The sequence below is a fragment of the Scytonema millei VB511283 genome, from assembly GCF_000817735.3.
GTDB lineage: Bacteria > Cyanobacteriota > Cyanobacteriia > Cyanobacteriales > Chroococcidiopsidaceae > Chroococcidiopsis > Chroococcidiopsis millei_B.
This window is the reverse complement of the sequence record NZ_JTJC03000005.1, coordinates 351,084-377,966: the sequence shown is the minus strand read 5'-3', so window position 1 is coordinate 377,966 and position 26,883 is coordinate 351,084. Positions and strand designations below refer to the sequence as shown.

Here is a 26,883-nt window from a genome sequence, read left to right as displayed (position 1 = left end):
TTTCTACTCCCCTAGACATATTTTTTAAATGCCAAGGTAACGTTGTGTCCGCCAAAGCCGAAGGAGTTGGATAGGGCGACGTTGACGTTATGGGCGCGACTTTGATTGGGAATGTAATCTAAATCGCATTCTGGATCGGGGTTTTCCAAATTGATTGTAGGCGGAACCCAATCGTGGGCGATCGCCATGACTGTCGCAACTGCTTCAATGCCTCCCGAACCGCCGAGTAAATGACCCGTCATTGACTTGGTGGAACTGATGGCAACTTTATAAGCTGCTTCACCCAAAGCCGTTTTAATTGCTGCTGTTTCGCTCGGATCGTTGACTGGGGTACTCGTACCGTGAGCGTTGATATAGTTTACTTGCTCTGGCTTAATTCCACCATCTTTGAGACACAGAGCGATCGCCCTGGCTGCGCCTTCACCTTGAGGGGCAATTCCCGTCATGTGGTAAGCGTCGCAAGTCATGCCATAGCCGACAATTTCTGCATAAATTTTGGCTTTCCGACTCAGGGCGTGTCCTAATTCTTCCAGCAATAAAATTCCCGACCCTTCTCCCATCACAAAACCATCGCGATCGCGATCGAACGGACGGCTGGCGTGGGTTGGATCGTCGTTGCGGAAAGATAGCGCCCGCATCGAGGCAAATCCCGCTACCGATAGGGGTGTAACAGCGGCTTCCGTACCACCACAAATCATCGCTTGGGCGTATCCGTGCTGGATCAGTCGAAATGCCTCGCCAATTGCGTTAGAACCCGCAGCACAAGCTGTTACGGGGCAAGAGTTCGGTCCTTTTGCCCCGACGTGAATTGCCGTTAACCCCGCCGCCATATTCGCGATCATCATGGGAACCATGAAAGGGCTACAGCGATCGGGTCCGCGATTGAGATAAATGGTTTGCTGTTCTTCTAAAACTTTAATCCCACCAATCCCCGTACCGAGCATGACACCGACTTGTTCGGCATTTAACTCGTTAATCGTAAACTGGGCATCGGCGATCGCTTGTAAACTAGCAGCAACGCCAAACTGCGCAAAGCGATCCATTCGTTTTGCGTCTTTGCCATCCATGTATTGCTGCGGGTCGAAACCTTTTACCTCTCCCGCAATCCGGCATCTATGCTGTGATGGATCGAATAATGTAATCGTACTAATGCCATTGCGACCGCTTTGCAATCCTTCCCAGAACTCAACTGGATTATTGCCAATTGGCGTAATCGCACCAACACCAGTTACCACAACCCGTTTTTTTTCCAAATCTGTCATAGCTCAATTCTCAGCCAGCTTCCTCACCTATGAAGAAGTATGAAGTGTAATGGTTGACTGTTAACCGTTGACCGTTAACAGTCAACTGTCAACCGTCAACTGCAATCCTTCAGCTTTTATCCTCTAGCTTTCCGCTTATGCAGATGTAGCAACTTTATTGTTGATGTAGTCCACAGCTTCTTGTACTGTGGTGATCTGTTCGGCTGCTTCATCAGGAATTTCAATATCAAATTCTTCTTCTAGAGCCATTACCAGCTCTACTGTGTCCAGAGAATCGGCATTGAGATCGTTGGCAAAATGAGCCGAGGGCGTGACCTTACTGGCTTCAACACTCAGTTGCTCGGTGACGATTTTCTTTACTTTTTCAAAAATTTCCGTTTCGCTCATACGATGACTGTCCTTAACCAGTTGCTAGACCTTGAACTTAGGCAAAATGCTTTTGAGCATATTCATCTTATCGAAAAGCGCGATCGTATATCTCTCCAGATGGTCTATTTTCTTTTTGTCCTTCAATTAGGGGCGAGGGGTGTTAGCGAAGCGGGACGAAGTCCGGAGTGAGGAGTGAGGGAGAAAGGCAAGCGAGATCTGTATTTTCAGGCTTTAGATCTAAATAATTTTTGGAAAAATTACGGCTGTGGTCTGTTCCTGTTATGAACAAGCTATACAGGTTAACGTAGAAACCTGGTGGAAACACTAGTAATAAACTTGCGACTATCAAAGCGTTAGCTTAGAGTTATATTCTTCTTACCCCTGACTCCTAAACCCTATTGACTGTATTTACCATGTCATCTACAGCTTTAAAATACGCATATTACCCTGGTTGTGTCGCTCAGGGTGCTTGTCGGGAATTGCACCTATCAACTCAAGCGCTAACTCAAGCTTTAGGAATTGAACTAATAGAGCTAAAAAAAGCCGCTTGCTGCGGTTCTGGTACGTTTAAAGAAGATTCTCAACTGCTAGAAGATACTGTTAATGCCAGGAATATTGCTTTAGCAGAAGAATTAAACTTACCTCTTTTAACTCATTGCAGCACTTGTCAGGGTGTCATCGCTCACGTTGACGATCGCCTTAAAGAATCTCAACAAAACGACCCGGCTTATCTCGAGAAAGTCAACGGTTTTCTCCAAAAAGAAGGCTGTTCTCCCTATCGTGGCAATACGGAAGTCAAGCATTTACTTTACGCGCTGGTAACGGATTATGGTTTTGAGGCAATTCGTCAGAAAGTTACAAAATCTCTCAGTGGTTTAAAATGTGCGGCTTTCTATGGTTGTTACCTGTTGCGCGCCCGTAAAACCATGCCTTACGACGATCCATTTAATCCTCAAGCGATGGAAAATATGTTTGAGGCAGTGGGAGCAACGCCAGTATATTATCGCGGACGTACGCAATGTTGCGGTTGGCCTCTTTCTAGTTACGCCACCGAACAATCATTTAAAATGGCAGGAATGCACATACAAGATGCGATCGCCTCTGGTGCAGATTGTATGGTTACGCCTTGTCCTTTATGCCATCTCAATCTCGATTCTCGTCAGCCAGAAGTTGAGAAAGTTATCGGAAGAAAACTCGGTTTGCCAGTCTTACATTTTCCACAATTAATTGCTTTGGCGTTAGGAGTTGCACCGAAACAATTAGGATTAGAACGACATATTGTTTCTACCCGTCCGGTGTTGGAAAAATTGGGATTGTGATCCTTGGATAAAAGAGGGTGGGTTTGTGAATATCCTGATGTAAAAGAGGGCGGGTTTGTGAAGATTTTCATTTTTACCAAATATTGTCGATAAACCCGCCCCTACAGCATTATGGACAAAATTATGTATTTTGACTTTTGAATTTTAATTTTTGACTTTTTCATCAATGGCAATTGATTTTTATAAATATCATGCTTTAGGCAACGATTATATTGTTATCGATCCAAACACGTCTAATTTTCACCTCAATCAGAAAGCGATTCAACTAATTTGCGATCGCAATTTTGGTATTGGTTCTGATGGTATTTTGTATGGTCCTATTCTTAAAGCAGAAAAGATCGAACTAAAAATCTTTAATCCCGATGGTAAAGTACATATGCCAGGAGAAAAAATTGATATTGAGATAAAAGACGATCGCATTTTTATGACTGGTAGCGTGTCGGCTGTGGCTAAGGGTAAATTTGTTGAGGATTTTTTGAGATGTTTCTAAGAGGTTTTTGTTTAATTTTGATCGCAGATGAACGCAGATAGATACTTTTAAATTACTAAGATCTGGATAAAGAAATGTTGATTAATCCTGAAAATATACCGGAGAAGACGGGAACTAATTATCCTGATGAGTTTAAATCGGTTGTAGCAGGACGTTATCGAAAGCGATTGGGTGATGCAGCAGGATTGAAAAATTTTGGTGTAAATTTAACTCGATTGATGCCTGGAAGTCATTCTGCTTTAAGGCACTGGCACACAAAGCAAGATGAATTTATTTATATTGTGTCAGGGGAATTGGTTTTAGTTACTAACGAAGGTGAGGAAATTTTAACCGCTGGGATGTCAGCAGGTTTTCCGGCTGGAGTCGCCAATGGACATCATTTAATTAATCGTTCAGATGCAGATGCGGTATATTTAGAAATTGGCGATCGCACTCCTAACGATGAAGCTGATTATCCTGATGTCGATCTAATAGCTAAATCGAATCCTGAAGGTTACGTTTTCACTCACAAAGATGGAAGCTTTTACAATTAAGAATTGTAGAGAAATACCAATTACCAATTACCAACTACCAACTACCACATTTGAATTCTTTAACTCCAGCACAACTAGAAACTTGGGTAATGCAAGCAAAAATGCATACTCAAGAAGGAAAACTACCTAACTACATTCCTCTATTAGCCCAAGCTAATCCAAATTGGCTAGCAGTGCAAATTCAAACTGTGACGGGACAAAACTACAACGCAGGCGATATTCATTGCACTTTCCCGTTAATGAGTGTTGTCAAGCCCTTTATTTTGCTATTTTTGTTACAGCAATTAGGCGCAGAAATAGTATTTTCTCATGTAGGAATGAAACCATCCGATCTGCCTTTTAATTCTCTCACACAACTGATAGCAGATAAAGGATTTCCTCGTAATCCGACGATCAACAGTGGTGCGATCGCACTTTGTTCTCTTCTACCTGGTATAAATGCATTTTCTCGCTGTGAAAATCTACGTTTGTGGCTGAATCAAACCGCAGGTTGTCAGCTAGTTTTAGATAACCAAATGCTCGATTCTGTGCGTTCTTTACCTAACGATCGCAACTTAGCTATAACTCGATTATTAACTAAATCTGGCAATATTCACTCGCCAGAAACTACTCTAGATGCATACAATCATGTTTGCTGTTTAGCGGGTACGGTAGCTGACTTAGCACGGATAGGAATGTTACTCGTACAAGCTCATGACGCGATCGCGCCCCAAAACTGTCGTATAGTAAATGCAATTATGACGACTTGTGGCTTATATCAAGCTTCGGCGCGTTTTGCTGTCGAAGTAGGCTTACCGACGAAATCGGGGGTTAGTGGGGCAATTTTATCAATTGTACCGACTCAAGGTGCGATCGCGTGTTACAGTCCTGGTTTAGACGAAACAGGTAATTCCAAAGCTAGTATATTTCTAATCCAGCAACTCGCTCAAAATTTGAATTTGAGTATATTTGGCTAACGTTTAAAGATATAATTTTATGTCACGCAAAGCCGCACCAGCCGTACTCGAAGAGTTGCCGCAGGCTAGGCGAAGCGTTCACGAAGTGTAGCGCAGCGTTAGCGTTAGACGCAAAGCAACTTTTTGTAGAGTAGGCACAAAGAAGAACGCAAAAAACTGTTTAGTTACATTTCATTATTCAAAGTTTCAATTAGTAAATCGACTTGTTGCTGTCGCTGGTGTAAAAATTTTTCACACTGTTTTAACTGCTCTACAGCTTGAGTAAATTGCTCGAACACCTCTTCCAATTCCAACTCACCTGCTTCAATACGAGAGATAATTGACTCGACTTCTGCTACGGCTAATTCATATTTCCAAGCATCAGGTAAAGGTGAAGCGTTTGATTTAGTTTTGGAATTGAAATTACGAGACATATCAAAAAAATTTGCGAATAAGAGAGTTTGCTAAACGAACTTTTATTTTACATATTAGTAAGCTTACTTCAATAATAGTATAGGTGGGCAATGCCCACCCTACTACTTTTGACTTTTGACTTTTGACTTTTGACTTTTCTCACTATTTATAGCCTACAAACAAAGGCATTCTACCAGAAAAATCCTTACTTAGTAGTTGGCGCTTCACACCATTACGAGTTTCTTCTACTTGAATCTCATAATTTTTGTTTTCACCATAAGCACTGACAGAATAAATCAATGATTGACTAGAGTTATTGCTGATGAATGCAGCGTCCTGCTTTTCTTTAGCAGTAAAGTCATGTACTGGATAAATCAAAGTTCCCAAAACTTCCGTTATACCACCTTTAGTAGTATTAATTACTGAACCTTTACCTTCAGTTTTCAGTCCTAAAATCCAGAGTGTCCCGCCTTTATTCTCAATTTTAGTACGTGCTGCATCTAAAGTTTCAACATTTAACTGTCTCGCCCAAACTTGATGGGGATAGTTAATTCGCAAACTCACTCCTACATCTTCTAAAAATACCTTGCCAGATTTTGGAAAGTCTTTGTATTCGTAACCGCCATGTTTGACGACAACAGTACGTGGCGAAGCGTGTTCTACTGACACTCCATAGCCAAATTGTTCGATAATTAGTGGTTTATCGCTATTTTGCTCGACACGAAATACAATTCCACCACCATTGACAACAGACGAAAAACCAACAATACGTCGAACTGATGCAGGGATATTGAAAACTTTTTTATCGTGAGAGAAGTATGCACCAAAAGGAAAATAAATAGTCGATTTACCCGAATTTAATGCATCCTGTAAAGTATCAGTTTCTCCATACCATTGAGGAGAAAAAGCTATCCAATTAGCTAGATTTTTATCTTCAAAAGTTGGTGTTTCTTCAATTAGTAAATTGAGCGATCGCTTTGGGCTATCAAATAAATTATAAACTTTGTCAGAAACGTATTCACTGATACTTGTACCAGGAACCATATTTTCTTTGTGATGAATTGCCGATTTATAACCGCTAGTATTGATGTTTCTAGCATATAGATAACCGTTGTTTTCAATAGCACTGATGTTTGCCGCACCACCTTGAAAATTACCATCTACAACAATTATCATCCCTGCTTGTGCTTGATTTTGAATTACTGGTACAGAATTGATACTTTGCAGTTTGCGAATTGCTAAAGTGTTGCCATCATTTAGAATACCTGCTACTTTTTGCTGTTGAAGTGTAATTCGCTCGAATGTAGGACCATATTCTAAGTTCTTAGTAACAATGCCGTAATCAAAGCCGTGAATTTGAACATCTTTAATTAAACAAGGTCCAGCCCATTGCCTCGACATATCTAAACCAACTTTTCCTCGTCCGTCACCAGAGCGAATTGAGACATTCCACAAAGAACCAAAATTATTAGAAATATAGTCAATGCCGATCGCACCTGGATTATTTTTTCCCGTATCTACTGTTAAATCTGTAATATTTTGGCGAAATGACATATTACCATCTATAGTCCGTATCGCTGGTTTAGGAGCATTGCGATCGCCAAAACTTTTCGTCTTGTCTTTGAGTTTAATAATACTAATTCCTGCCCCTTGTCCCTGTAAATTTATGCAGCATCCTTTCCAAGTTAAGGTATTACTTATTAAGTAAGTTCCAGCCGGAAAATACAGAGCTTTTGGCTTGCCAAAATAATCTTGTTCTTCGTCGCGTTCGTCATCTAAAGCTTTTTGAATTGCTGCTGTATCATCTGTAACACCATCGCCTTTTGCACCATATTGAGTTTTAACGTTAGCTGAGATAAAATCGCTCGGAAAAACTTTTTGGATTGGATTGCGATCGATTGCATTACTAGTAAAGATAATTGGTTTGATGGTATTAGTAGTTTCTACAAGTGTTGATTTAATAGAGTTGGTAGTCGCTCCAGGTGATGCAGAAATAGATGGTACTGACGAATCGGTTTTAGGGATATTAGAGCTAGCTATGTCTGCCGATCGCGAAAGTGTTATTTCTGTAAACTTTAGAGCTAATTGTGGTACTAGAAAAATTGCCCCTAAAGCTACCCATATAAATAAAATTAACAACCAAATAAATTTACGTAATTTTGCGGAAATTCTCATATAAAACTTCTTCCTCAGCGAACGAAATTCGTGACGACAATAACTAAGCCCATCTGCACGGACTCACCATACTGTAGAAAGTTTTAACCTGTGTCAGTGGCTTTTGTCTGTAGTACTAAGAAGTTTAGATTTCAGATTGATAATTCTCGATAACTTTAACTTTGATTTTTCCTTGACTGAGCTGAATTAATAACTCTTGTCCTGGGGCTAACTGAGCAGCCGAACGAGCGATCGCACCGTTTTCTTGCCGAACTACAGCGTAACCCCGTTTCAACACCGCATGAGGATCGAGGCTAGCAAGTTTCTGTGCTAATAAATGACAGTGTTGCCGTGCTTTTTGCGATCGCTGTTGAGTCACCTGAATTAACTGTTGCTTTTTCCAATTTAAAAACTCAATCTCGCGCTGAATTTCTCGGTCTAAACGCAAACGCCCCAACCGACTGCTGAGAGAATAGTAGCGATCGCCTGCTACATTTAATTGTTGCTGTACAACTGCCTGTAACGTCTCTATCCTCTGCCGATGCTCGGCATACACAACCGCTAAATCTGGGACGACGAGTTCCGCTGCTGCTGTAGGAGTATGGGCGCACGCATCAGCCACCAAGTCTGTTAAAGTCTCGTCCCGCTGATGCCCGATTCCGGTAATCACGGGCATAGAACACTCAGCTACTGCCCGCACGACTCTCTCATCGTTAAAACAAGCCAACTCCTCCACTGCGCCCCCACCACGGGTAAGTACCAACACTTCCGCCCGTCCGTCTCGTTCCACGCGATCGATCGCCTTGACTATAGATGTCGGCGCTTGCTCTCCTTGCACGGTAGCAGGCGAAAACAGAACGGATAAACCAGGATAGCAGCGTTTGAGCGTTTTTTGAATGTCACCCCAAGCCGCAGCCGTCGGTGAGGTCACAACTGCGATCGCTTGAGGATGAGCTGGCAGAGTTCTCTTGCGTTCTAAATCGAATAAACCTTCTGCCTCCAGGCGATCGCGTAACTGCCGCAGTCTCAACGCCAGCAACCCCTCTCCCGCTGGTAAAGCCTGCCACACTGTCAGTTGGTATTGTCCCCGTTGAGGATACAGGCGAATACTACCCAAAACTACGATTTGCTCCCCTTGCACTGGTATTTGTGCTAAGCGCGACAACTGACTATTCCATACCACACACTTAATCTCAGCATTTGTCTCTGGATCTTGCAGCGTCAAAAACACACCTTTAGGATGGCGGTTAAGACTTGAAACTTCTCCCACCACCCACACTTGCCGCAGCACTTCATCATGTTCCAGCAATAATTGAATATATGAGGTTAGACCAGCCACCGAGATGACAGCCTCTTCTAGTTGGGACTCGAAAGTATAGGACATGGGGATAAGGAAGACAAGGAGGACAGAAGATCTCTGCTTCGCGAATGCGTCTACTCTACGAGAAGCCGCTCTTCGAGCGTCTATGCGCGACCAAAATCATATCCATGCAAGCAGCCAAGAGAAGACACCAAAATCAAGAGAGAACAACCGAAAGATTGCCCAAAAATGAGATAAAACCCATAAAACAGCGATTAATCGCTAATTCCGAATTCCGAATTCCGAATTCCGAATTCTTACATATGCTATGCTGTGCTGGATAAATCTACTAAAATAGTATATCTGCACTAGTTAAAACTAGTTAAGTAAAAGTTTTTACACCTCCTATCCTAGAGGCGCGAATGGCTATTAACAATGATGTTGCTGGCAAGCAAAAAGCCCTGAATCTAGTCCTGAATCAAATCGAACGCAATTTCGGCAAAGGGGCGATCGTGCGCTTGGGAGATGCGACCCGAATGCGCGTGGAAACTATTTCTAGCGGTTCGTTGACGCTGGACTTGGCTCTAGGCGGCGGTTTACCAAAAGGGCGGGTAATTGAAATCTACGGTCCAGAGAGTTCTGGTAAAACGACAGTAGCACTGCACGCGATCGCAGAAGTGCAAAAAGCAGGTGGGATTGCTGCCTTTGTAGACGCAGAACATGCCCTCGACCCGACCTACGCAGCGGCTTTGGGTGTAGATATTGAGAATCTCCTCGTTTCCCAGCCAGATACAGGCGAAGCAGGTTTAGAAATTGTCGATCAATTAGTGCGATCGGCTGCGGTTGATATTGTAATTGTAGATTCCGTCGCTGCACTCGTTCCTCGTGCCGAGATCGAAGGCGAAATGGGAGATACCCACGTCGGATTGCAAGCGCGTTTGATGAGCCAAGCTTTAAGAAAAATCACGGGTAACATCGGTAAATCTGGTTGTACCGTAATTTTCCTCAACCAGCTACGCCAAAAAATTGGCGTAACCTATGGCAACCCAGAGACGACAACTGGAGGTAATGCCCTTAAGTTCTACGCTTCCGTGCGGTTAGATATTCGTCGAATTCAAACTTTGAAAAAGGGAACGGAAGAATTTGGTAACCGCGTCAAAGTTAAAGTTGCTAAAAACAAAGTTGCGCCTCCATTTCGGATCGCCGAGTTTGATATTATCTTCGGCAAAGGCATTTCTACGTTAGGTTGTATGGTAGACATTGCCGAAGAAACAGGCGTAATTGTGCGCAAAGGTGCGTGGTATAGCTACAAAGGCGAGAACATTGCCCAAGGTCGTGACAATACGATTAAGTACTTGGAAGAGAATACTGAGGTCGCTCAGGAAATTCAGAAGCTCGTCAGAGAAAAACTCGATATGGGTGCTGTTGTCTCAGCTAACTCCGTGAAAGCTCACGAAGAAGATGAAGACGAAGAAATGGAAGCTGACGACGAGTAGTACTTAGTTGATACCTAACAAACGTAGAGACGTTACATGTAACGTCTCTACATTTCTACGTGCGTCACGCCTTTACGCTTCCCGTTTCAGCCTTTTACCTTTTCCAACCATTTCATCACTGTTTCTCCTAGACGAATTCCATCGAGTCTATCGATTTCTCTGATCCCTGTTGGGCTAGTGACATTGACTTCAGTTAAATAACCACCGATAACGTCAATTCCAACAAAATATAAGCCGTTTTGTCTTAGGCTAGCGGCTAAATCCTTACAGATCTGATATTCTCTGTCCGTAATTTCGGTTTTGGCTACCGTACCGCCAGCTGCCATGTTATTACGAAAGTCGTCGCTGGTGGAAATTCGATTCACAGCTCCAATGGGTTCGCCATTGAGTAGAATAATCCGCTTGTCTCCTTCTTTCGCAGCAGGGATAAATTCTTGCACCATCACGGGCATTTTGCCTTGGTAAGTGCTAATTTCTACAATTGAGTTGAAATTGCGATCGCCCTCTTCCAGATAGATAATTCCCTCACCTGCTTTGAGTCCCAGTGGTTTGAGAATCGCTGCCCCTTTTGCTGCTAAAAATTGGCGAATCACTTTTTTATCCGCACTCACAATCGTCTCTGGCATCAAATCGGTAAATTGCAGGGCAAACATTTTTTCATTTGCTGCCCTCAACCCTTGGGGATTATTCACGACTAAAGTTTTGCTCTGGTCGATGAAGTCGAGAATGTAAGTAGCGTAGAGGTAGGGAATATCTACAGGCGGATCTGTCCGCATGAACACAGCATCAAAATTTTCTAAAGGCATCCAGGTGCGATCGCTCAAATCGTACCAAACCAATTCCGCTACCCAACGCCCGTCTACCAATTGCACTGGTTTCAGTTGTAACCGTTCTAAAACAGCCCATGCCTTCCCTTCAGCTACCCCCAAGCGGCTAGCTTCAGTTATCCACACTTCATGTCCCAAAGCTTGCGCTGCTTCCATCAAAGCAACGCTCGTATCGTGACCTGGATCGAGTTTATGGATCGGGTCGATAATAAAAACTAGTTTTAAACTCAATGGCTTACGCTCCTTGAGCCGAGGTTAGCAGCGGATCGAGCTTACCTTGGAAATCCAGATCGTAGATGTCGTCGCATCCCCCAATGTGGCGATCGTCGATAAAGATTTGGGGTACGGAACGGCGACCGCTTGCTCTCTGTGCCATCTGTTTGCGAGCAGCTTCATCGCCATCAATACTGTATTCGATAAAATCAACGCCTTTTTTGGCAAGAAGTTGTTTGGCACGAATGCAAAATGGGCAGGATCTCCAAGTGTAGATTTCGACTTTAGGAGCCATACAAATCTCCAATTTTTTAGGTTAACATTTTTTAAATTTTAGACCCTATTCCTCTGCTTCTCGATACAACTCCTGGAGAGATTGCTGTTGCGTCCGGCGAGACTGGCGGCGATATTTTTTCGTTTCTAGTTTGGGTTCGTACTGACTTTTACCCCGTTTGGTTTTCAGCTTCACATTTGATTCGGGATTGGCTTGACGAGCCAGTTGTTCTCGATCGGCGATCGCCTCCTCTAACAACCCCAAATAGTGCTGGTAACGTTCCCAGTCGCCCCGCACGACACAATTCGGCTCGTCGCGGTGCAAGCAATCGCTAAACTGACAACTAGCAACAGCTAAGCGTTGTTTTGCTTCTGGAAAATAGCTAGCTAACTCTTCTGGAGTACAGTCAAGATCGGGTTGATTAAAGCCAGGAGTATCGGCTAGCAATCCCCTTGTAGGTAATTCAAACAGTTCGACGTGCCGCGTTGTGTGGCGACCCCGCAACAGCTTCCCTGATACTTCTCCAACTCGCAACCCCGCTTCTGGGATTAGCATGTTGATTAAACTCGATTTTCCTACACCAGAGGGTCCAGCAATGACGGTTATTTTCGCTTGCAGACGCTGGCTCACTCGATCGACTCCAACTCCTTGATGGACGCTGATAAATAAAGGTTGATAGCCCCAGTGATTTAGGCGATCGCGCCAATTATGAATCTGCTGGGTTGACAGCAAATCGCTTTTATTCAAGCACAGACAAATTTCTAACCCCGTAGACTCTGCCTTGACTAAAAACTTACTCAATTGATACGGGTCGAGGTCTGGTTCCGCCAGGGCAAATACGAGTAAAATTTGCTGCGCGTTCGCGATCGCCGGACGATCGAGCTGACTTTGACGGGGTAAGACTTCCCCAATTGCTCCTCGACCACCAGCCCAATCCGGTTCTTCTATGACAACGCGATCGCCAACCATGACTTGCTGTCCTAGCTTTTTCAACCGCGCCCGCCGCGTACACAAGAGAGCTGAGGGAGCTGAGGGAGCTGAGGGAGTAGTTAATTCTGAACCTGGAGCATCTAACCTTACCCAGTAGTAGTTTGCTTGTACTGCTACTACCGTACCCACTAGAGGTGAAGTGTCCTCTATGAGTTGAATTTCAGAATTGTGCAAATCATTCATGCATGACTAACAAACTCTCAAGCTTAGAAAACTAGCAAATAGCCAAGATCGTTGAAAATAATTCCGAATTCCGAATTCCGAATTCCGAATTCCGAATTCATTTCACAGGATGCCTCACCTGAAGCACGAAAAACCCGTCGCGTTCTTCAATTTGCTCGATCTGATATCCTGCCATTGTCAAACTATCCGGCACTTGCTCGATTGGTTCGCCTGGGTCTAGCCAGACTTCCAGCAAGCTACCTGGAGTCATTTTTTCCAATCGTAGCTTAGTGCGAACGAAGTTAATCGGGCAGGGAGTACCGCGTAGATCGAGTTGAGCATCGGCAGATGACAAAAATGATTGATTCATTTGTGGAACAGATTTCCCAAAAATCCTTCTATACCACCTTTTCCAGTGCGATCGCCTCGAATTTTAGCTAACTTTTCCAGCAATTCTCGTTCTTCGGGGGTAATGCGGGTGGGAATATCGATTGAGATTGTGATGAGGTGATCGCCTCGGCTGACGGGATTACCCAAGCGCGGCACGCCGTGATTTTCTAAAGTCATCACAGTATTTGGTTGAGTACCAGCAGGCACGATCAATTCAGTCGGACCATCTACTGTATTAACTTCTATGCGGCTGCCTAAAATTGCTTGCAAGTAGCTGAGTTTAATTTCTGATAGAACGTTAATCCCGTCGCGGCGAAATTCTGCGTCTTCGTTGACAAAGATGTAAACGTATAAATCTCCTGGCGGACCGTTGCGATCGCCTGCATCACCTTCCCCAGAAATGCGCAAGCGCGTACCGTTGTCAACCCCAGCTGGAATGGTAATTTTTAACTTCTTCGTTACTTGCCTAGCGCCTTTCCCGTCGCAAGCTTCGCACTTGTCTTCAATCATCTGTCCCGTACCGTTACAAGTGGGACAAGTAGAAACCTGCGTAAAACTACCAAAGGGAGTGCGGGTAACGCGCCTTACCTGACCCGAGCCGCTACAAGTCGTACAAGTACGCGGTCGCGTTCCAGGCTTTGCACCAGAACCGCTACAAACTTCACAAGTTTCTAGGTGAGAAATGCGAATTTCTTTCTCTCCGCCAAAGACCGCTTCTCTAAAATCTAACTTCAAATCTAGCCGCAGGTCGTCGCCACGGACTGGTCCGCTCCGCCGCCGCGTCCCACCTTGAGCGCCCGCACCACCAAAACCGCTAAAGAAGCTTTCAAATATGTCAGCAAAACCGCCAATATCGCCAAAGTCCTGAAAACCAGCTGCCCCAGCACCAGCTGCGACACCAGCTTCGCCAAAGCGATCGTATCGCGCCCGCATTTCCGGTTCCGATAACACTTCGTAAGCTCGGTTGATTTCTTTGAACCGCTCCTCAGCTCCAGTTTCTTTATTCACATCGGGGTGATATTTCCGAGCGAGGCGACGATAGGCGTGTTTGATTTCTTCTTTATCCGCACTGCGGGAAACACCCAGAATTTCGTAATAGTCACGAGCCATAGAGCGCTGCTGGTTTAGTGGTTAGAAGAGGGATGAGTCTGTACGCTGTCCTGCGGCGATCGCGTTTCAGCTTAGTTACAAAAGTTCCATAATCACTGTAGACAAATCACCGTACTTTCAACAAGGTGGCAAAACCGATCCTTTTCAGTTATTAGTGGCTAGTGGCTGGTGACTAGAAAAGAGTCTAGCTACTAGCCACTAGCCACTCAAAAATAACAAATAACTACTCCTCAATTGCTTCGTAGTCTACTGCATACGTACTATCGTCGCCAAAGGAAGAAGTGAAGGTGTCGTCCATACCTGATGAAGTAAAAGAGCTACTGCGATGAGCTTGTTCGTAAACGCTGGCTCCAAGAGCAAATAAGTTTTGCTGGAAGTCTTGCAGCCTTTGCTCGATCGCTTCAACAGTGGAAGCTGGGTCAGCAAAGGCTGTTTTGAGTGCGGCAACTTTTTCATCTGCCTGAGCTTTAAACTCTTCAGTAATTAGCTCTTTATTATCTCTTAGCGTCACAAAATAACTTTGTAGCAAGTGTTCTGCTTGGTTTTTCAGTTCGATCAGTTCCAAGCGTTTTCGATCTTGCTCGGCAAACATTTCTGCTTCTTGGCGCATCCGTTCTACTTCACTCGCGCTCAAGCCACCTGTGTTAGTAATCCGCAGGATTTGCTCTCTGCCAGTGCCTTTATCTGATGCTGCCACTTTTAAGATCCCGTTGACATCAATCTCAAAGGCAACTTCAATTTGGGGCGTGCCTCTAGGAGCAGGAGGAATTCCAGTCAGTACAAAACTTCCCAAAGTTTTGTTGTCCCGTGCCATAGCTCTTTCTCCCTGAAGAACTTTGATTTCTACAGAGGTTTGTCCGTCGGTAGCAGTCGAGAAAATTTGCGCTTTACTGGTGGGAATGGTTGTATTGCGTTCGATAATTTTTGTAAAGACTTCCCCTAAAGTCTCAATTCCAAGAGAAAGCGGAGTTACGTCCAGTAGCAAGACATCTTCTACTTCGCCCCCCAACACTCCACCCTGGATTGCCGCACCTAGTGCAACAGCCTCATCGGGATTGACCGATCGCTCGGCTGTTCTGCCACCAAAAAAGTTTTGCACGGCATTTTGTACGGCAGGAATGCGGGTGGAACCACCCACAAGCACGATCTTATCGATATCTGGGGGGCGTAAACCGCAGTCTTTGAGGGCTTGCACCATCGGTTCGATCGTGGCTTGGATCAGAGGCAAGACCAACTCTTCAAACTTGGCGCGGCTTAGCTCTTGTTCTAAGTGTTTTGGTCCGGTAGCATCAGCCGTGATAAAAGGTAAATTAATTGTCGTGCTGCCAAGGGTAGACAGTTCGATTTTGGCTTTTTCTGCTGCTTCTCGTAGCCTCTGGAGTGCCATGCGATCGGCAGTCAGGTCTACACCTTCATTGTCTAGAAAGCACGAAATCATCCAGCGCACGATACAGTTATCAAAATCGTCGCCGCCAAGTTGATTGTTGCCAGAGGTGGCTTTAACTTCAAATACCCCATCTCCTAATTGCAGAATAGAAACGTCAAAAGTACCCCCGCCTAAGTCGAAGACGAGAATTGTTTGGTCTCGGTCTTGCTTATCCAAGCCGTAAGCTAAAGCGGCGGCTGTCGGTTCGTTGATAATACGTAAAACCTCCAATCCCGCGATCGTTCCAGCGTCTTTGGTTGCCTGCCGCTGGGCATCGGTAAAATAGGCTGGTACGGTAATTACTGCTTGGTCTACGCTTTCTCCCAAAAAATTTTCTGCATCCTGCTTGAGCTTTTGCAGGATCATGGCAGAAATTTCTTGGGGAGTGTAGGTGCGATCGCGAATTTGGACATCTACAGTGTCATCGCGTCCTCTAACGGATTTGTAGGGGACGCGCTGACGTTCTGCTTGAGTTTCGTTCCAACGCCGCCCGATAAACCGCTTGATACTGTAAACAGTGTTTTCGGCATTCGTGACGGCTTGACGCTTTGCCAACTGACCGATCAAGCGATCGCTGGCTTTACCAAAGCCAACCACGCTGGGAGTTGTTCGTCCACCTTCTGAATTGGGGATCACCAATGGTTGACCGCCCTCTAAAATGGCAACACAACTGTTCGTTGTTCCTAAGTCAATCCCAATAACTTTTCCCATATTCAGCAGTAAGGTGGCGTTTATTGATGTAGCGTCGTCCCAGATCGCGATCGGCGCAGTAAATTGGCTCTACGATATATTTCCCAGAATTTGTCTCAATGCATTCACTCCCAAGATATTTTTTCACTCAACTTTCTGTCACTTCGGATGGAGGTTCTGCTACTACTGTTTCTGACGGTGTTTCTTCTGGGGCAGTAGCTACTTTTACCAAAGCATGGCGCAACACGCGATCGCCTAAGTAGTAACCCCTGACCAATTCTTCAATCACCGTGCCTTCAGGGTACTCGCTTGTTGGTTCTCTCATGACCGCTTCATGTAGGTTCGGGTCAAACTCTTTGCCTTCAGGTCGCATTGCCGAAACACCCAGCCGCTTGAGACAATCTACCAGTTGCTTGTATACTCCCTGATAACTTTTGTGAAGATTCATTTCAGCATCGGTTTGCGGTTTGAGCTGCGCTCTTGCCCGCTCGAAATTATCTACCACAGGTAGAATTTCTTGTAGAGTATTCTGTTTAATCTTTTGCTCTAAGTCTTCTTTGTCTTTGAGCGTGCGTTTGCGAAAATTTTCAAAATCTGCACCCATGCGCATGTATTGAGTGGTACGCTCCTCCAAGCTAGCTTTGAGTGACTCGATCTCCCGCTCCTTTTCTAACAAAGCAGCTCGATTATCGGCTTCAGGCGCGGTGGAGGTGGTGTCAGGCTTTTCTACTTCAACTGAGTTCTCGTTCGATGCCACATTAGCATCTACTTCTGGAGCGTTTGCCTGTGTTTCAAATTCTCCGAATGCATTTGAGTTCATTGTTTTGGCTGTTACCTCGTTCGTCGTTTGCTGTGTTTGCTGTTGTGGTTCTTGGTTAGCTGCGTTTTCCGTCTGCTTTTCTTCGTCAATCATTATGTCCCAATCCTAAATCCTAACAACTGTGCGGCTGTGGAAGAGGTTACAGATATACAGATATATGGTTTACTCCAGCCACTAGCCTTGAGCTTGTGCGCAAACTTATCTCTTCTAGGATGCAATAATTGCAGGCGCAGTTGCACGGGGAGTCAGTTATCAGCGAAGAAAGGGAGCAGGGAGTAGGGAGCAGGGAGAATGTCTTATGACTTATGACTTACGACTTACGACTTCTTTCACTGCCTCTCGCCTCTGTAATATTTCTCTTGAGATTTGGGAACACTCTATTTGGGAATACTTGATTATGCAAAATTTTAGTAGCGATTATGTCTTACTCCTCTTCAATGCAGCGACGTGCCTTAATTGTCAAAAATGACTTGTCTCCTTTTGGCAACAAAGTAGTTGAGACTGGGTATGTCAGTAAAGAGCAGATGAAGCAGGCTTTGAGCGAAAGTCGCTCGACCGGGCGATCGCTACCGGAGATTTTAGAAGCTATAACTGGACGACAACTACCACCAGATTTAATTAGACAGTATAAAAAACAACAGCTATTCGAGCTAAAAATTCTCTACGGTGTAGAGTTTCTCGATCCAGAAATCAATCAGATTGGCACTAGTCAAGTTGGTGAGTTGATCGATACTTTAATCCCGATTGATATTTGTCGTCGCTATCGGCTGCTACCTATATCAAAAAGTGATGAGCCTCCGTCCGTTTTGATAGCAATGGTCGATCCAGATAATTTGGATGCCCAAGATAATTTAAACCGTATTCTTCGCCCCCGCGATATTGGATTGCAAAGGACGGTCATTACACTAGAAGACTTCCAAGAACTTCTTTCTAAATATTTAGATGAAAATGTAGAAAAACAAAAACAGCAGGCAGATACTCAGAGAAATAATGCTAATGCCGTTGATTTCACCGTAGATTTAGACGGACTTGATTTACAGGATGCACCAGAGGAGGGTGACGCAGATTTAGGTGCATCTCTTAAAGATGCAGATGCAGCTCCTGTAATTGCCCTAGTGAATAAAATTCTGATCAAAGCGTTACAAGAAAAAGTTTCAGATATTCACATTGAACCCCAAGAAGAGTACTTGCGCGTCCGATTTCGTAGAGATGGAGTATTGCGGCAGGCTTTTGACCCCCTACCCAAACAAATCGTTCCTGCGGTGACAGCTCGATTTAAAATTATTGCTGAATTAGATATTGCCGAACGACGCGCACCCCAAGATGGTCGCATCCGCCGCGTCTTTGAAGGACGAAAAGTAGATTTTCGCGTCAACACCCTACCCAGTCGTTACGGGGAAAAAGTTGTTTTGCGAATTTTGGATAACTCATCAACCCAACTTGGGTTAGACAAATTAATTAGCGATACAGAGAGTCTGCAAATTGTGAGGGACTTGGCAAGTCGTCCATTTGGACTGCTTTTGGTTACGGGTCCGACGGGAAGCGGTAAATCGACTACCCTGTACTCAATTTTGGCAGAACGCAACGATCCAGGGGTAAATATCAGCACGGCTGAAGACCCAATTGAGTATTCTCTACCAGGAATTACCCAAGTTCAGGTGATTCGAGAAAAAGGAATGGATTTTGCTTCGATTTTGCGGGCTTTTCTACGACAAGACCCAGACGTAATTCTAGTTGGTGAAACACGGGACAAGGAAACGGCAAAAACCGCTATTGAGGCAGCACTAACGGGACACTTGGTATTGACAACTCTACACACTAATGATGCTGCTGGGGCAATTTCTCGTTTAGACGAAATGGGTGTAGAACCATTCATGGTGTCCGGTGCGCTGCTAGGGGTTGTGGCTCAACGTTTGATGCGGCGCGTCTGCTCTGATTGTCGCATTCCTTATACTCCCAGTGCTGATGAGTTAGCTCGGTTTGGGCTGGCGAGTTCTAAAGATGTCGAACTAACGCTTTACAAAGCTAAATCTTTGGAGCCAGAAGAAATTCAAGACGCTAAAGCTAAAAATCAACTTTGCTCTAAATGCGGTGGTGTTGGATATAAAGGGCGTTGTGGTGTATATGAAGTTATGCGCGTCACAGAACGACTACAAAACTTAATTACTGAAGGAGCGCCCAGCGAACGGATTAAAGAAGCAGCCGTAGAAGAGGGCATGAAAACGTTGTTAGCTTATAGTCTGGAGTTAGTTATGCAAGGTAACACGACTTTGGAAGAAGTAGAGCGCGTCACTTTTACTGATTCTGGTTTGGAAGCGGAACTGAAAGCAAAACGTAAAAGTTCGCTAGAGTGCAAAACTTGTCATGCAGAATTACAACCAGAGTGGTTTGAGTGTCCTTATTGTATGACTCCACGATTTAGTGACTAGACAATCGGTGATGGGCAAGTCAAAAGTTAAAAGTCAAAAGTCAAAACGAACAACCAACAATTACCAATTACAAATTACAAATATAACTTTCAAGGAGATTAACTCATGGAATTAATGATTGAAGACTTAATGGAAGAAGTTATTAACTCGGGTGGTTCGGACTTACACATTTCAGCAGGTTTACCACCATACATCCGTATCAGTGGAAAGTTGACTCCAACGGAACACGAACCACTCACAGCAGAACAGTGTCAAAGGCTAATTTTTAGTATGTTAAATAATACCCAGCGTAAAACTCTAGAACAAAACTGGGAACTAGACTGTTCTTACGGAATTAAGGGACTAGCTCGCTTTCGTGTCAACGTATATAAAGACCGAGGTACGTATGCCACTTGTTTGCGAGCGCTAGCATCCAAAATTCCTAGCATGGAAACTTTAAATTTGCCGAATATTGTGCGGGAAATTTCAGAAAAACCACGAGGATTAGTCTTGGTAACAGGACCAACTGGGTCGGGGAAGTCTACTACCCTAGCATCCATGATTAATAATATTAATACAACGCGAGCAGAACACATTATCACAGTTGAAGATCCGATTGAATTTGTCTACGAACCAATCAAGAGTGTGATTCATCAGCGTCAAGTTGGAGAAGATACAAAAAGTTTTGCTAATGCGCTCAGGGCAGCTTTACGGGAAGATCCAGATGTAATTCTGGTAGGTGAAATGCGTGACTTAGAAACAATTCAGTTAGCGATTTCGGCAGCAGAAACAGGACACTTAGTATTTGGTACGCTACACACGAGTTCTGCGGCTCAAACTGTTGACCGGATGGTAGATGTATTCCCTCCAGAACAACAGCAACAAATTCGAGTTCAGTTATCTAACTCACTTGTGGCAGTCTTCAGTCAAACTCTCGTATCTAAAAAGAACCCTAAACCAGGCGAATACGGTCGAGTTATGGCTCAGGAAATTATGATTGTTACCCCTGCTATCTCTAACTTAATTCGTGAAGGAAAAACAGCTCAAATTTACTCGGCAATTCAAACTGGAGGAAATTTGAGTATGCAAACTTTGGAAAAAGTTTTAGCAGATCAGTACAAAACTGGTCTAATTTCGTTTGAAGCAGCAATGTCTAAAACATCTAAACCGGATGAATTACAGCGTTTGATTGGTAATACTCCAGGAGGTGGCGCAAAAGCTGGTATGAGAGCAGGTGCTGCTATGCATTAAATAATTCTTAGGAAATCATCTGTAGAGGCACATAGATTATGTCTCTACAACTTCTATATTCTCTATCTCATAAAAGATCTGAAATATGCCTACATTTGTTGCTCGCGTTCGTGACGCGAAAGGAAACGCTAAAAAAGAAAAAGTGGTTGCTGACACAATAGCAGCAGCACGTTCTAGCTTGCGATCGAAAGGTCTTTTTATTCAAGAACTCAAACAAGCAGAAGAATTTAAGTTGAGTGGTAATCTCAGCTTAGATCCTCTGATGGCAGCTCTAGCAAAGGTATCTGTTAAAGATAAAGCTGTATTTTCTCGTCAATTTGCTGCCCTGATTAATGCAGGTGTAGCAATTGTAAGAAGCCTGGGTGTAATGGCAGAACAATGTACTAACCCAAAACTGAAAGGAGCTTTAATAGACATTAGTTCTGATGTACAGCAGGGGATGAACTTGTCTGAGGCAATGCGGAAACATCCAGGTTGTTTCGATTATATGTACGTCAGTATGGTACAAGCTGGAGAAGTTGGTGGTGTTCTTGATGAAGTCATGAACCGATTATCTAAGTTATTAGAAGACCGCGCTCGACTGCAAAATCAGATTAAATCTGCTTTAACCTACCCAATTGCAGTTGGAATTATAGCCGTACTGATTTTTCTTGGTATGACTATATTTCTCATACCTATTTTTGCTGATATTTTTAAGCAATTAGGAGTAGAATTACCAGAACTGACAAAATTCATGTTGTGGATCAGTGCAGTTCTAAGAAGTCCAAGTGCAATAATTCCCGTAGTAGTTTTTATTGGTGGTAGTTTTGTTTATCGACAATATTACAAAACTCGATTAGGTCGGGAAACCATTGACCGAATTTCTCTGAAAGTTCCATTATTCGGTGACTTAATTCAAAAATCATCTGTAGCTCTTTTTAGTCGTACTTTTGGTGCTTTAACTCGTTCGGGAGTGCCGATTTTAACTGCTCTAGAAATTGTTCGCGACACAGCTGGTAATCAAATTATTGCCAATGCTGTAGATGCAGCTCGTAAAGAGATTCAACAAGGAGGAATGATTAGTTTAGCGCTACAAAAAGAACGAGTTTTTCCCGTCATGGCAATTCAGATGATTAGTATTGGTGAAGAAACTGGTGAATTAGATAGTATGTTAATGAAAGTTGCTGATTTCTATGAAGATGAAGTCGAGCAAGCTGTTAAAGCTCTCACTAGTATTATTGAGCCAATTATGATTGTAGTTTTAGGTGGTATGGTTGGGGGAATTCTTCTTTCGATGTACCTACCTATGTTCAAGGTATTTGAAAAATTGGGTTAAGTAAATTGTTAGTAGTTAGTGGTTAACTCGTTCAACCATTAACTATTAACTATTAATGAAATAATTATGACTATTAAAAAATCTTGTTATGAAGAATGTTTAGCAGAGTATAGCGATCGCGCAGCAGCGATCGCCTTATTGAAGCAGCATCGTCCTTATTTAGAAATGCTTCCAAGTTTACGCCGCCCTCATGAAAGTGTAATTCCAATTCCTTTACCTATAATTCGGCTGCGACATTCAACATCAACCAGTAAAGAACGCAATACAATCAAAGCTACAGAAACGACTTTGTTACCCTGCGATCTTGCTTTTCTCATGTGCGATCCAGAGTGGAAAATTAAAACTGGAGTAGAAATTTTTCTATTTATTTATCGTCCCAATGAAGATTTTTCCGATTTCTTAGGACGCTGGCGACAAACGCAAGTGTTATTGGATAAAGAATACGAGTGGATTATGCCTCTTCCTTATCAACACATTTTTAGTGAAGGAGCTAATAGCATTTTTCCACTATTTATCATTTTTCCTGAAACTCCAGAACGCATTAAACGGGGTTTACAAGGAGCTAGTTTACCTTTTATCGATCGCCTTCCAACTTCAGTAGAGGATATAGAAGAGGCATTTCCTGAAAATTTGGCTAGATGAAAGGAAATAGTAACGAAAACAGATAAAAGTAGGGACGCACAGCTGTGCGCCCCTACAAATGTATTGTAATTAAATGCGATCGCTATCGAGGTAATAACCATTGCATCATCTTTGCGATCGCGACTAATACGATTAGACCAACTAAACATAATTGTACAATTTGCCAACAAATTGCTGTTTGTCGAGAAGGCAATCGCTGTTGGCTAATTGTTGCCACTAATTGCTTTTGCATATCAACACAAGGAACCCACTCTCTACGAGCAACCATCATTTGGGTGGGATGTAGAATTTGATAGCCGCAAGCTCGATAAAAAGGTACAGCCGTAACGGAAGCTTTCACAAATAACCATTGCCATCGCCGAAATATAGCTTCTCGTTCAATCGCCTGTAACAAACGCCTACCAATACCTTGTCGCGTCCATTTTGGATGGACGTACATTGCACTTATCGTACCCTGCATCAAAGCCGAAAACCCTACAATCTCTTCGCCATACTCTGCTACTAAGACAACATCACCCCACGATTTTGTCCCATACACTTTTTTATCTTCTAGCAAAGCTTGAATTTGTGCCGGGTTATAATCAGCCGTACAAAGTTGCTGAATTGACTGACTATGCAACTGGATGATTCGATCGCGATCGCTAGTACGAGCCTGACGAATAGATATTTCTACTGAGGATGTTTCTTGCATTTAGATTCATGCATTCAAATTTGTGCGTCTAAAAGTGTGGTATTGCATTACCCTTGGTAGTCTTATTTCTCCCCTCTACTGCGTGGCGATCGCGGTTATGTATTTAGTCGCTTAGTCGTACATTTGAGTTCCGACTTTTCCGAATTTTCCGACTTTTGAATAGATAAACTTGCCGACTTTAACCGACTGAAAACTAGTTCTTTGACTTTTAAGCTATGAGAAACAGAGCCGAGATCTTCTCCTTGATTCTCAAGCTCGTATCAGTAGGTGTGTCTACTTTTTCTTGTCTTTGCGTAACATTTTTATCTATAAATTCCATGCAATATAAACTACCTATCGATTTAGATTCTCAAAACTTACCCAAACACGTTGCTGTAATTATGGATGGTAACGGACGCTGGGCTACCAAAAAAGGATTACCGCGTCTTGCTGGGCATCGCCAAGGAGCAAAAGTTTTAAAAGAACTACTTCGCTGCTGTAAAGATTGGGGAATCGAAGCACTAACAGTTTACGCTTTTTCGACCGAGAATTGGCGACGACCTATACAAGAAGTCGATTTTCTCATGTTACTGTTTGAGCGACTATTACAACGCGAATTAGCTCAAATACAAAAAGAAGGAGTACGAATTTCCTTTATTGGAGATTTGTCAGTATTACCTCAGTCTTTGCAAAGAGAAATAGAACGTGCGATCGCACACACAATTAATAACACAGCCATTCACTTTACTGTGGCTGTAAATTACGGTAGTCGCAAAGAGATCGCTCAAGTTTGTCGGCAAATTGCTTTACAGATTCAACAACAAAAGATTGAAATTGAAGAAATTAGTGAAGATTTGATTGAAAAATATCTTTACACTACTGGAACTTCTCATCCAGATTTATTGATTCGTACTAGTGGAGAAATGCGATTGAGTAATTTTTTATTGTGGCAAATGGCATATACAGAAATGTATTTTACAGATATTTTGTGGCCCGACTTCGATCGCACTGCCTTTCATCACGCTTTACTCGCTTATCAAAACCGCGATCGTCGTTTTGGTCAGATTGCTTCCTAATTTTTGAGCGGTGGGCGTTGCTAAGTCTACTTTACAAGACAAGGCGGGCGTTGCCCACCCTACAAGAATTAGAAATTAGAAGAAATGCCAACTCGATAAGTTAAACCAGGCTGGTAAATTCGATTGGCTTTTTCGTAGGCGCGATCGCCTAAGTTTTCTAGATAAACTGTTAATCCCAAGTTTCTTGTGATTGGAATTCGCGCCCCTAAATCTAGACTCAACCAAGAGGGAGAAAAATCGGTATTACTATCACCTGGGTTATTAAAAAAAGCTCGTCGCGCTCCACTATAATAGCTAGCAAATAAATTAACCTCCCATCCTCCCGACTGATATCCTAAACCAATTTGACCGACAGAATAGGGGACTAAACCTAGTTGTAATCCTTCTTCAATTCCTGACTTAATTTTTGCATCGGTATAAGTATAGTTGAGAAAAGTTGACCACTGCGGATTAATTTGCCATTTTAATGCTGCTTCTAAACCGTTAGTATTAACTAATCCAATGTTCGTCCAGCGACCTGCTTGAATGCCCAAGCGATCTGTTAAGCTACTACCGAAATACGTAAACTGTCCGGTTAAATTCTCGGCAAATTTGACATCAACTCCTGCTGTCCATGAAGAACCTACTTCTGGTTCAAGATCTGGGTTTGGCAACCAATTATGTACCGTGTCATAAACGTATAATTGATCGATACCAGGATCGCGCTGTACTGATGCCCAACTTCCCCGTAAAGCTACCCCTGGACTCATTGCCCATCGTAACCCAACACTAGGATTTAAATAACTACCAAACTCGCTAGTAAAATTCTGCCTCAATCCTAGATCGGCTTGAAAATTATTGGTAATTTTCCAGGTGTTTAAAGCAAATAATGCAGTTTGAAATCTTTCTCTTTCTTCTTCTTCATTTAAGTTGACTCTATTCGGAGCCGTACTTAAAACATCACCATTCAAAAAGTCATTTTTGACATCTATGCCCCAGCGCAAATTATTACTAGTGTTAATTTTCCAATCGTGTTCTAACCTTGCGGTTACAGCTTGAGAATTGAGCGTTCCCGTACGATAAAAAATGTTTTGTGTAGGACCGTAGGTATTGAAATAATCTTGATTGTAGGCGACTGTCGCTCTAAGAACAGAGTCTTTTCCATTGCCTAGCAAAGTTTTCCAAGATAAACCAATGTTAAAAACATCGTGGTCTAAACGATCTCTTTGTAGGGGAAAACCAAAGTACAATAAGCCGCGACGACTGCTAATTTTGTAAGCATCTAAACTGAGAGTGTTACGAGAATTTAGATCGAGACTGAGACTACCAAAGTAGTTACTCGTCGCAGTATCACCATTAAATAAACGTCCATCTGAATCTCGATTTGCTGCTCCTTCAGGGACGCGATAATTGTTCTCAGCATCGTATTGTTCAAAACCAAGGCTATATTTTAAATTACCACCACTGCTACCATAACTTATGCGATAGTTATCTTGGTCATAAGAACCGTACTCTACTAAACCGTTTAGCTGGGGAATCTCTGAGCCTTGCTTAGTAACAATATTGACAACTCCGCCAAACGCTTGCGAACCATATAAAGTAGAACTCGTACCGCTCGATAATTCTACTCGTTCGATAGATTCTACAGGAATACTATTCAGATCGGTAGCGCCGTGGTAGGTGTTAATATTAGATCCAATTGGTCTACCATTGAGTAAGAAAACTGACTGATTGATCGAGCTTCCTCGATAATATGTTCCCGTATGAATATCTGCACCAAAACCTGCATCATTAATTGCAAATCCTGGTAGATTGCGTAAAATTTCTGCGACGCTATTCGGACGTTGTTTTTCAATTTCTTCTTTAGGAATGATGTAGACGGGACTTGATGTTTCAGAAATTGTCTCTCTTTTCCCTTCAACCTCGATATAAAGTTCGTCAGTGTCTTCAATAGCAGATTCTTCTACTTCAGAAGATATTGATTGTGCCACATCTATTGTTGATGATGGTTTTTGTGTTAACCAAATAGCATCTGTAGAAAATTTTTCTCTTTGGCTCAAGCGGGGTAGTTTTGGTTGTGAATTTCTTCTCGCTTGATGCAATTTTAATTTTAAAGCGATCGCATTATTTTTACTGTTTTCTAGTTCATTTGCTAGTGCAGCAGAGCCTATGGTTAAACTTAACAATACCGTAGGCAATAACAAAAATTTCAGTCCCATCTTCTATTAGTTATCACTTCCCAGTTATCAGTTATCAGGTGTATTTTTACGACTTACAATTCACTTTCCTTTCCAATTTGCACGCTTATAGATTGTTTGGTTTCATTTGTGTCCGTGTACGATCGCATATAGATAAATCGCTGGATGCA

The 26,883-nt window shown here is 43.1% G+C and carries 25 protein-coding genes; 10 read left to right on the top strand and 15 right to left on the bottom strand.

What is annotated here, in order from left to right:
- Nucleotides 1–11: 11 nt before the first annotated feature.
- Complete coding sequence (gene fabF, locus QH73_RS19325) at nt 12–1,262, bottom strand: beta-ketoacyl-ACP synthase II (RefSeq protein ID WP_039715843.1); 1,251 nt, start codon at nt 1,260–1,262, stop codon at nt 12–14.
- A gap of 135 nt (nt 1,263–1,397) precedes the next feature.
- Nucleotides 1,398–1,649, bottom strand: a complete 252-nt coding sequence (gene acpP / locus QH73_RS19320; RefSeq protein WP_015153804.1) for an acyl carrier protein — start codon at nt 1,647–1,649, stop codon at nt 1,398–1,400.
- Between the two features lie 395 nt (nt 1,650–2,044).
- Here acpP and QH73_RS19315 point away from each other — a divergent pair, with 395 nt between their 5' ends.
- The 4 genes from QH73_RS19315 (at nt 2,045) to glsA (ending at nt 4,929) form a co-directional block, all read left to right on the top strand.
- Nucleotides 2,045–2,950 carry a CoB--CoM heterodisulfide reductase iron-sulfur subunit B family protein gene (locus QH73_RS19315; RefSeq protein ID WP_039715844.1) on the top strand — a complete coding sequence of 302 codons (906 nt, stop codon included), beginning with the start codon at nt 2,045–2,047 and terminating at the stop codon, nt 2,948–2,950.
- Nucleotides 2,951–3,116: 166 nt separating this feature from the next.
- A complete protein-coding gene (locus tag QH73_RS28360; protein WP_039715845.1) occupies nt 3,117–3,440 on the top strand; it encodes a hypothetical protein in 324 nt (107 codons plus the stop codon).
- A gap of 74 nt (nt 3,441–3,514) precedes the next feature.
- Nucleotides 3,515–3,973, top strand: a complete 459-nt coding sequence (locus tag QH73_RS19305) for a cupin domain-containing protein (RefSeq protein ID WP_039715846.1) — start codon at nt 3,515–3,517, stop codon at nt 3,971–3,973.
- Between the two features lie 50 nt (nt 3,974–4,023).
- Nucleotides 4,024–4,929, top strand: coding sequence for a glutaminase A (gene glsA / locus QH73_RS19300; RefSeq protein WP_039715847.1), 906 nt, complete (start codon nt 4,024–4,026; stop codon nt 4,927–4,929).
- A gap of 164 nt (nt 4,930–5,093) precedes the next feature.
- On the opposite strand, the gene xseB is transcribed toward glsA, so the two are convergent.
- The 3 genes from xseB to xseA form a co-directional block, all read right to left on the bottom strand.
- Nucleotides 5,094–5,342, bottom strand: a complete 249-nt coding sequence (gene xseB / locus QH73_RS19295; protein ID WP_039715848.1) for an exodeoxyribonuclease VII small subunit — start codon at nt 5,340–5,342, stop codon at nt 5,094–5,096.
- Between the two features lie 142 nt (nt 5,343–5,484).
- A complete protein-coding gene (locus QH73_RS19290) occupies nt 5,485–7,497 on the bottom strand; it encodes a glycoside hydrolase family 55 protein (RefSeq protein WP_052290085.1) in 2,013 nt (670 codons plus the stop codon).
- 124 nt (nt 7,498–7,621) lie between these two features.
- Nucleotides 7,622–8,860, bottom strand: a complete 1,239-nt coding sequence (gene xseA / locus QH73_RS19285) for an exodeoxyribonuclease VII large subunit (protein ID WP_039715849.1) — start codon at nt 8,858–8,860, stop codon at nt 7,622–7,624.
- Between the two features lie 338 nt (nt 8,861–9,198).
- Here xseA and recA point away from each other — a divergent pair, with 338 nt between their 5' ends.
- Complete coding sequence (gene recA, locus QH73_RS19280; protein WP_039715850.1) at nt 9,199–10,272, top strand: recombinase RecA; 1,074 nt, start codon at nt 9,199–9,201, stop codon at nt 10,270–10,272.
- 86 nt (nt 10,273–10,358) lie between these two features.
- On the opposite strand, the gene gshB is transcribed toward recA, so the two are convergent.
- The 8 genes from gshB to grpE all read right to left on the bottom strand — a co-directional run bounded on the left by gshB (nt 10,359) and on the right by grpE (nt 17,267).
- The gene (gshB, locus tag QH73_RS19275; RefSeq protein WP_039715851.1) at nt 10,359–11,330 is read right to left on the bottom strand and encodes a glutathione synthase; all 972 of its coding nucleotides are present in this window, start codon (nt 11,328–11,330) and stop codon (nt 10,359–10,361) included.
- A gap of 4 nt (nt 11,331–11,334) precedes the next feature.
- Complete coding sequence (grxC, locus tag QH73_RS19270; protein WP_039715852.1) at nt 11,335–11,607, bottom strand: glutaredoxin 3; 273 nt, start codon at nt 11,605–11,607, stop codon at nt 11,335–11,337.
- 45 nt (nt 11,608–11,652) lie between these two features.
- Entirely contained in the window at nt 11,653–12,759 is a 1,107-nt protein-coding gene (gene rsgA / locus QH73_RS19265; RefSeq protein ID WP_039715853.1) for a small ribosomal subunit biogenesis GTPase RsgA, read from the bottom strand.
- Between the two features lie 97 nt (nt 12,760–12,856).
- Nucleotides 12,857–13,108 (bottom strand): sulfurtransferase TusA family protein, encoded by a 252-nt coding sequence (locus QH73_RS19260; protein ID WP_039715854.1) that lies wholly within the window; start codon nt 13,106–13,108, stop codon nt 12,857–12,859.
- Entirely contained in the window at nt 13,105–14,238 is a 1,134-nt protein-coding gene (gene dnaJ / locus QH73_RS19255) for a molecular chaperone DnaJ (RefSeq protein ID WP_015153790.1), read from the bottom strand. Before dnaJ ends, QH73_RS19260 begins: the two co-directional genes overlap by 4 nt.
- Before the next feature lie 223 nt (nt 14,239–14,461).
- Nucleotides 14,462–16,375, bottom strand: coding sequence for a molecular chaperone DnaK (gene dnaK / locus QH73_RS19250; protein ID WP_039715855.1), 1,914 nt, complete (start codon nt 16,373–16,375; stop codon nt 14,462–14,464).
- Nucleotides 16,353–16,502: a hypothetical protein gene (locus tag QH73_RS19245; protein ID WP_165587738.1), complete on the bottom strand. Its 150-nt coding sequence runs from the start codon at nt 16,500–16,502 to the stop codon at nt 16,353–16,355. The genes dnaK and QH73_RS19245 overlap by 23 nt, the downstream gene beginning before the upstream one ends.
- Complete coding sequence (gene grpE / locus QH73_RS19240; RefSeq protein WP_039715856.1) at nt 16,503–17,267, bottom strand: nucleotide exchange factor GrpE; 765 nt, start codon at nt 17,265–17,267, stop codon at nt 16,503–16,505.
- A gap of 326 nt (nt 17,268–17,593) precedes the next feature.
- Here grpE and QH73_RS19235 point away from each other — a divergent pair, with 326 nt between their 5' ends.
- The 4 genes from QH73_RS19235 to QH73_RS19220 all read left to right on the top strand — a co-directional run bounded on the left by QH73_RS19235 (nt 17,594) and on the right by QH73_RS19220 (nt 22,790).
- Nucleotides 17,594–19,603 carry a GspE/PulE family protein gene (locus QH73_RS19235; protein ID WP_039715857.1) on the top strand — a complete coding sequence of 670 codons (2,010 nt, stop codon included), beginning with the start codon at nt 17,594–17,596 and terminating at the stop codon, nt 19,601–19,603.
- Between the two features lie 105 nt (nt 19,604–19,708).
- Nucleotides 19,709–20,833: a type IV pilus twitching motility protein PilT gene (locus QH73_RS19230; protein ID WP_039715858.1), complete on the top strand. Its 1,125-nt coding sequence runs from the start codon at nt 19,709–19,711 to the stop codon at nt 20,831–20,833.
- Between the two features lie 85 nt (nt 20,834–20,918).
- Nucleotides 20,919–22,148 (top strand): type II secretion system F family protein, encoded by a 1,230-nt coding sequence (locus tag QH73_RS19225; protein WP_039715859.1) that lies wholly within the window; start codon nt 20,919–20,921, stop codon nt 22,146–22,148.
- A 66-nt stretch (nt 22,149–22,214) separates the two neighbouring features.
- Complete coding sequence (locus QH73_RS19220; protein WP_039715860.1) at nt 22,215–22,790, top strand: hypothetical protein; 576 nt, start codon at nt 22,215–22,217, stop codon at nt 22,788–22,790.
- A gap of 82 nt (nt 22,791–22,872) precedes the next feature.
- Here QH73_RS19220 and QH73_RS19215 read toward each other — a convergent pair whose 3' ends face one another.
- Nucleotides 22,873–23,481 carry a GNAT family N-acetyltransferase gene (locus tag QH73_RS19215; protein ID WP_052290086.1) on the bottom strand — a complete coding sequence of 203 codons (609 nt, stop codon included), beginning with the start codon at nt 23,479–23,481 and terminating at the stop codon, nt 22,873–22,875.
- Nucleotides 23,482–23,798: 317 nt separating this feature from the next.
- Between QH73_RS19215 and uppS the strand changes: the two genes are divergently transcribed.
- Nucleotides 23,799–24,536: an undecaprenyl pyrophosphate synthase gene (uppS, locus tag QH73_RS19210; RefSeq protein ID WP_039715861.1), complete on the top strand. Its 738-nt coding sequence runs from the start codon at nt 23,799–23,801 to the stop codon at nt 24,534–24,536.
- Nucleotides 24,537–24,604: 68 nt separating this feature from the next.
- On the opposite strand, the gene QH73_RS19205 is transcribed toward uppS, so the two are convergent.
- On the bottom strand, nt 24,605–26,734 hold the full coding sequence (locus tag QH73_RS19205; protein WP_039715862.1) for a TonB-dependent receptor plug domain-containing protein: 2,130 nt from the start codon (nt 26,732–26,734) through the stop codon (nt 24,605–24,607).
- Between the last annotated feature and the right edge of the window lie 149 nt (nt 26,735–26,883).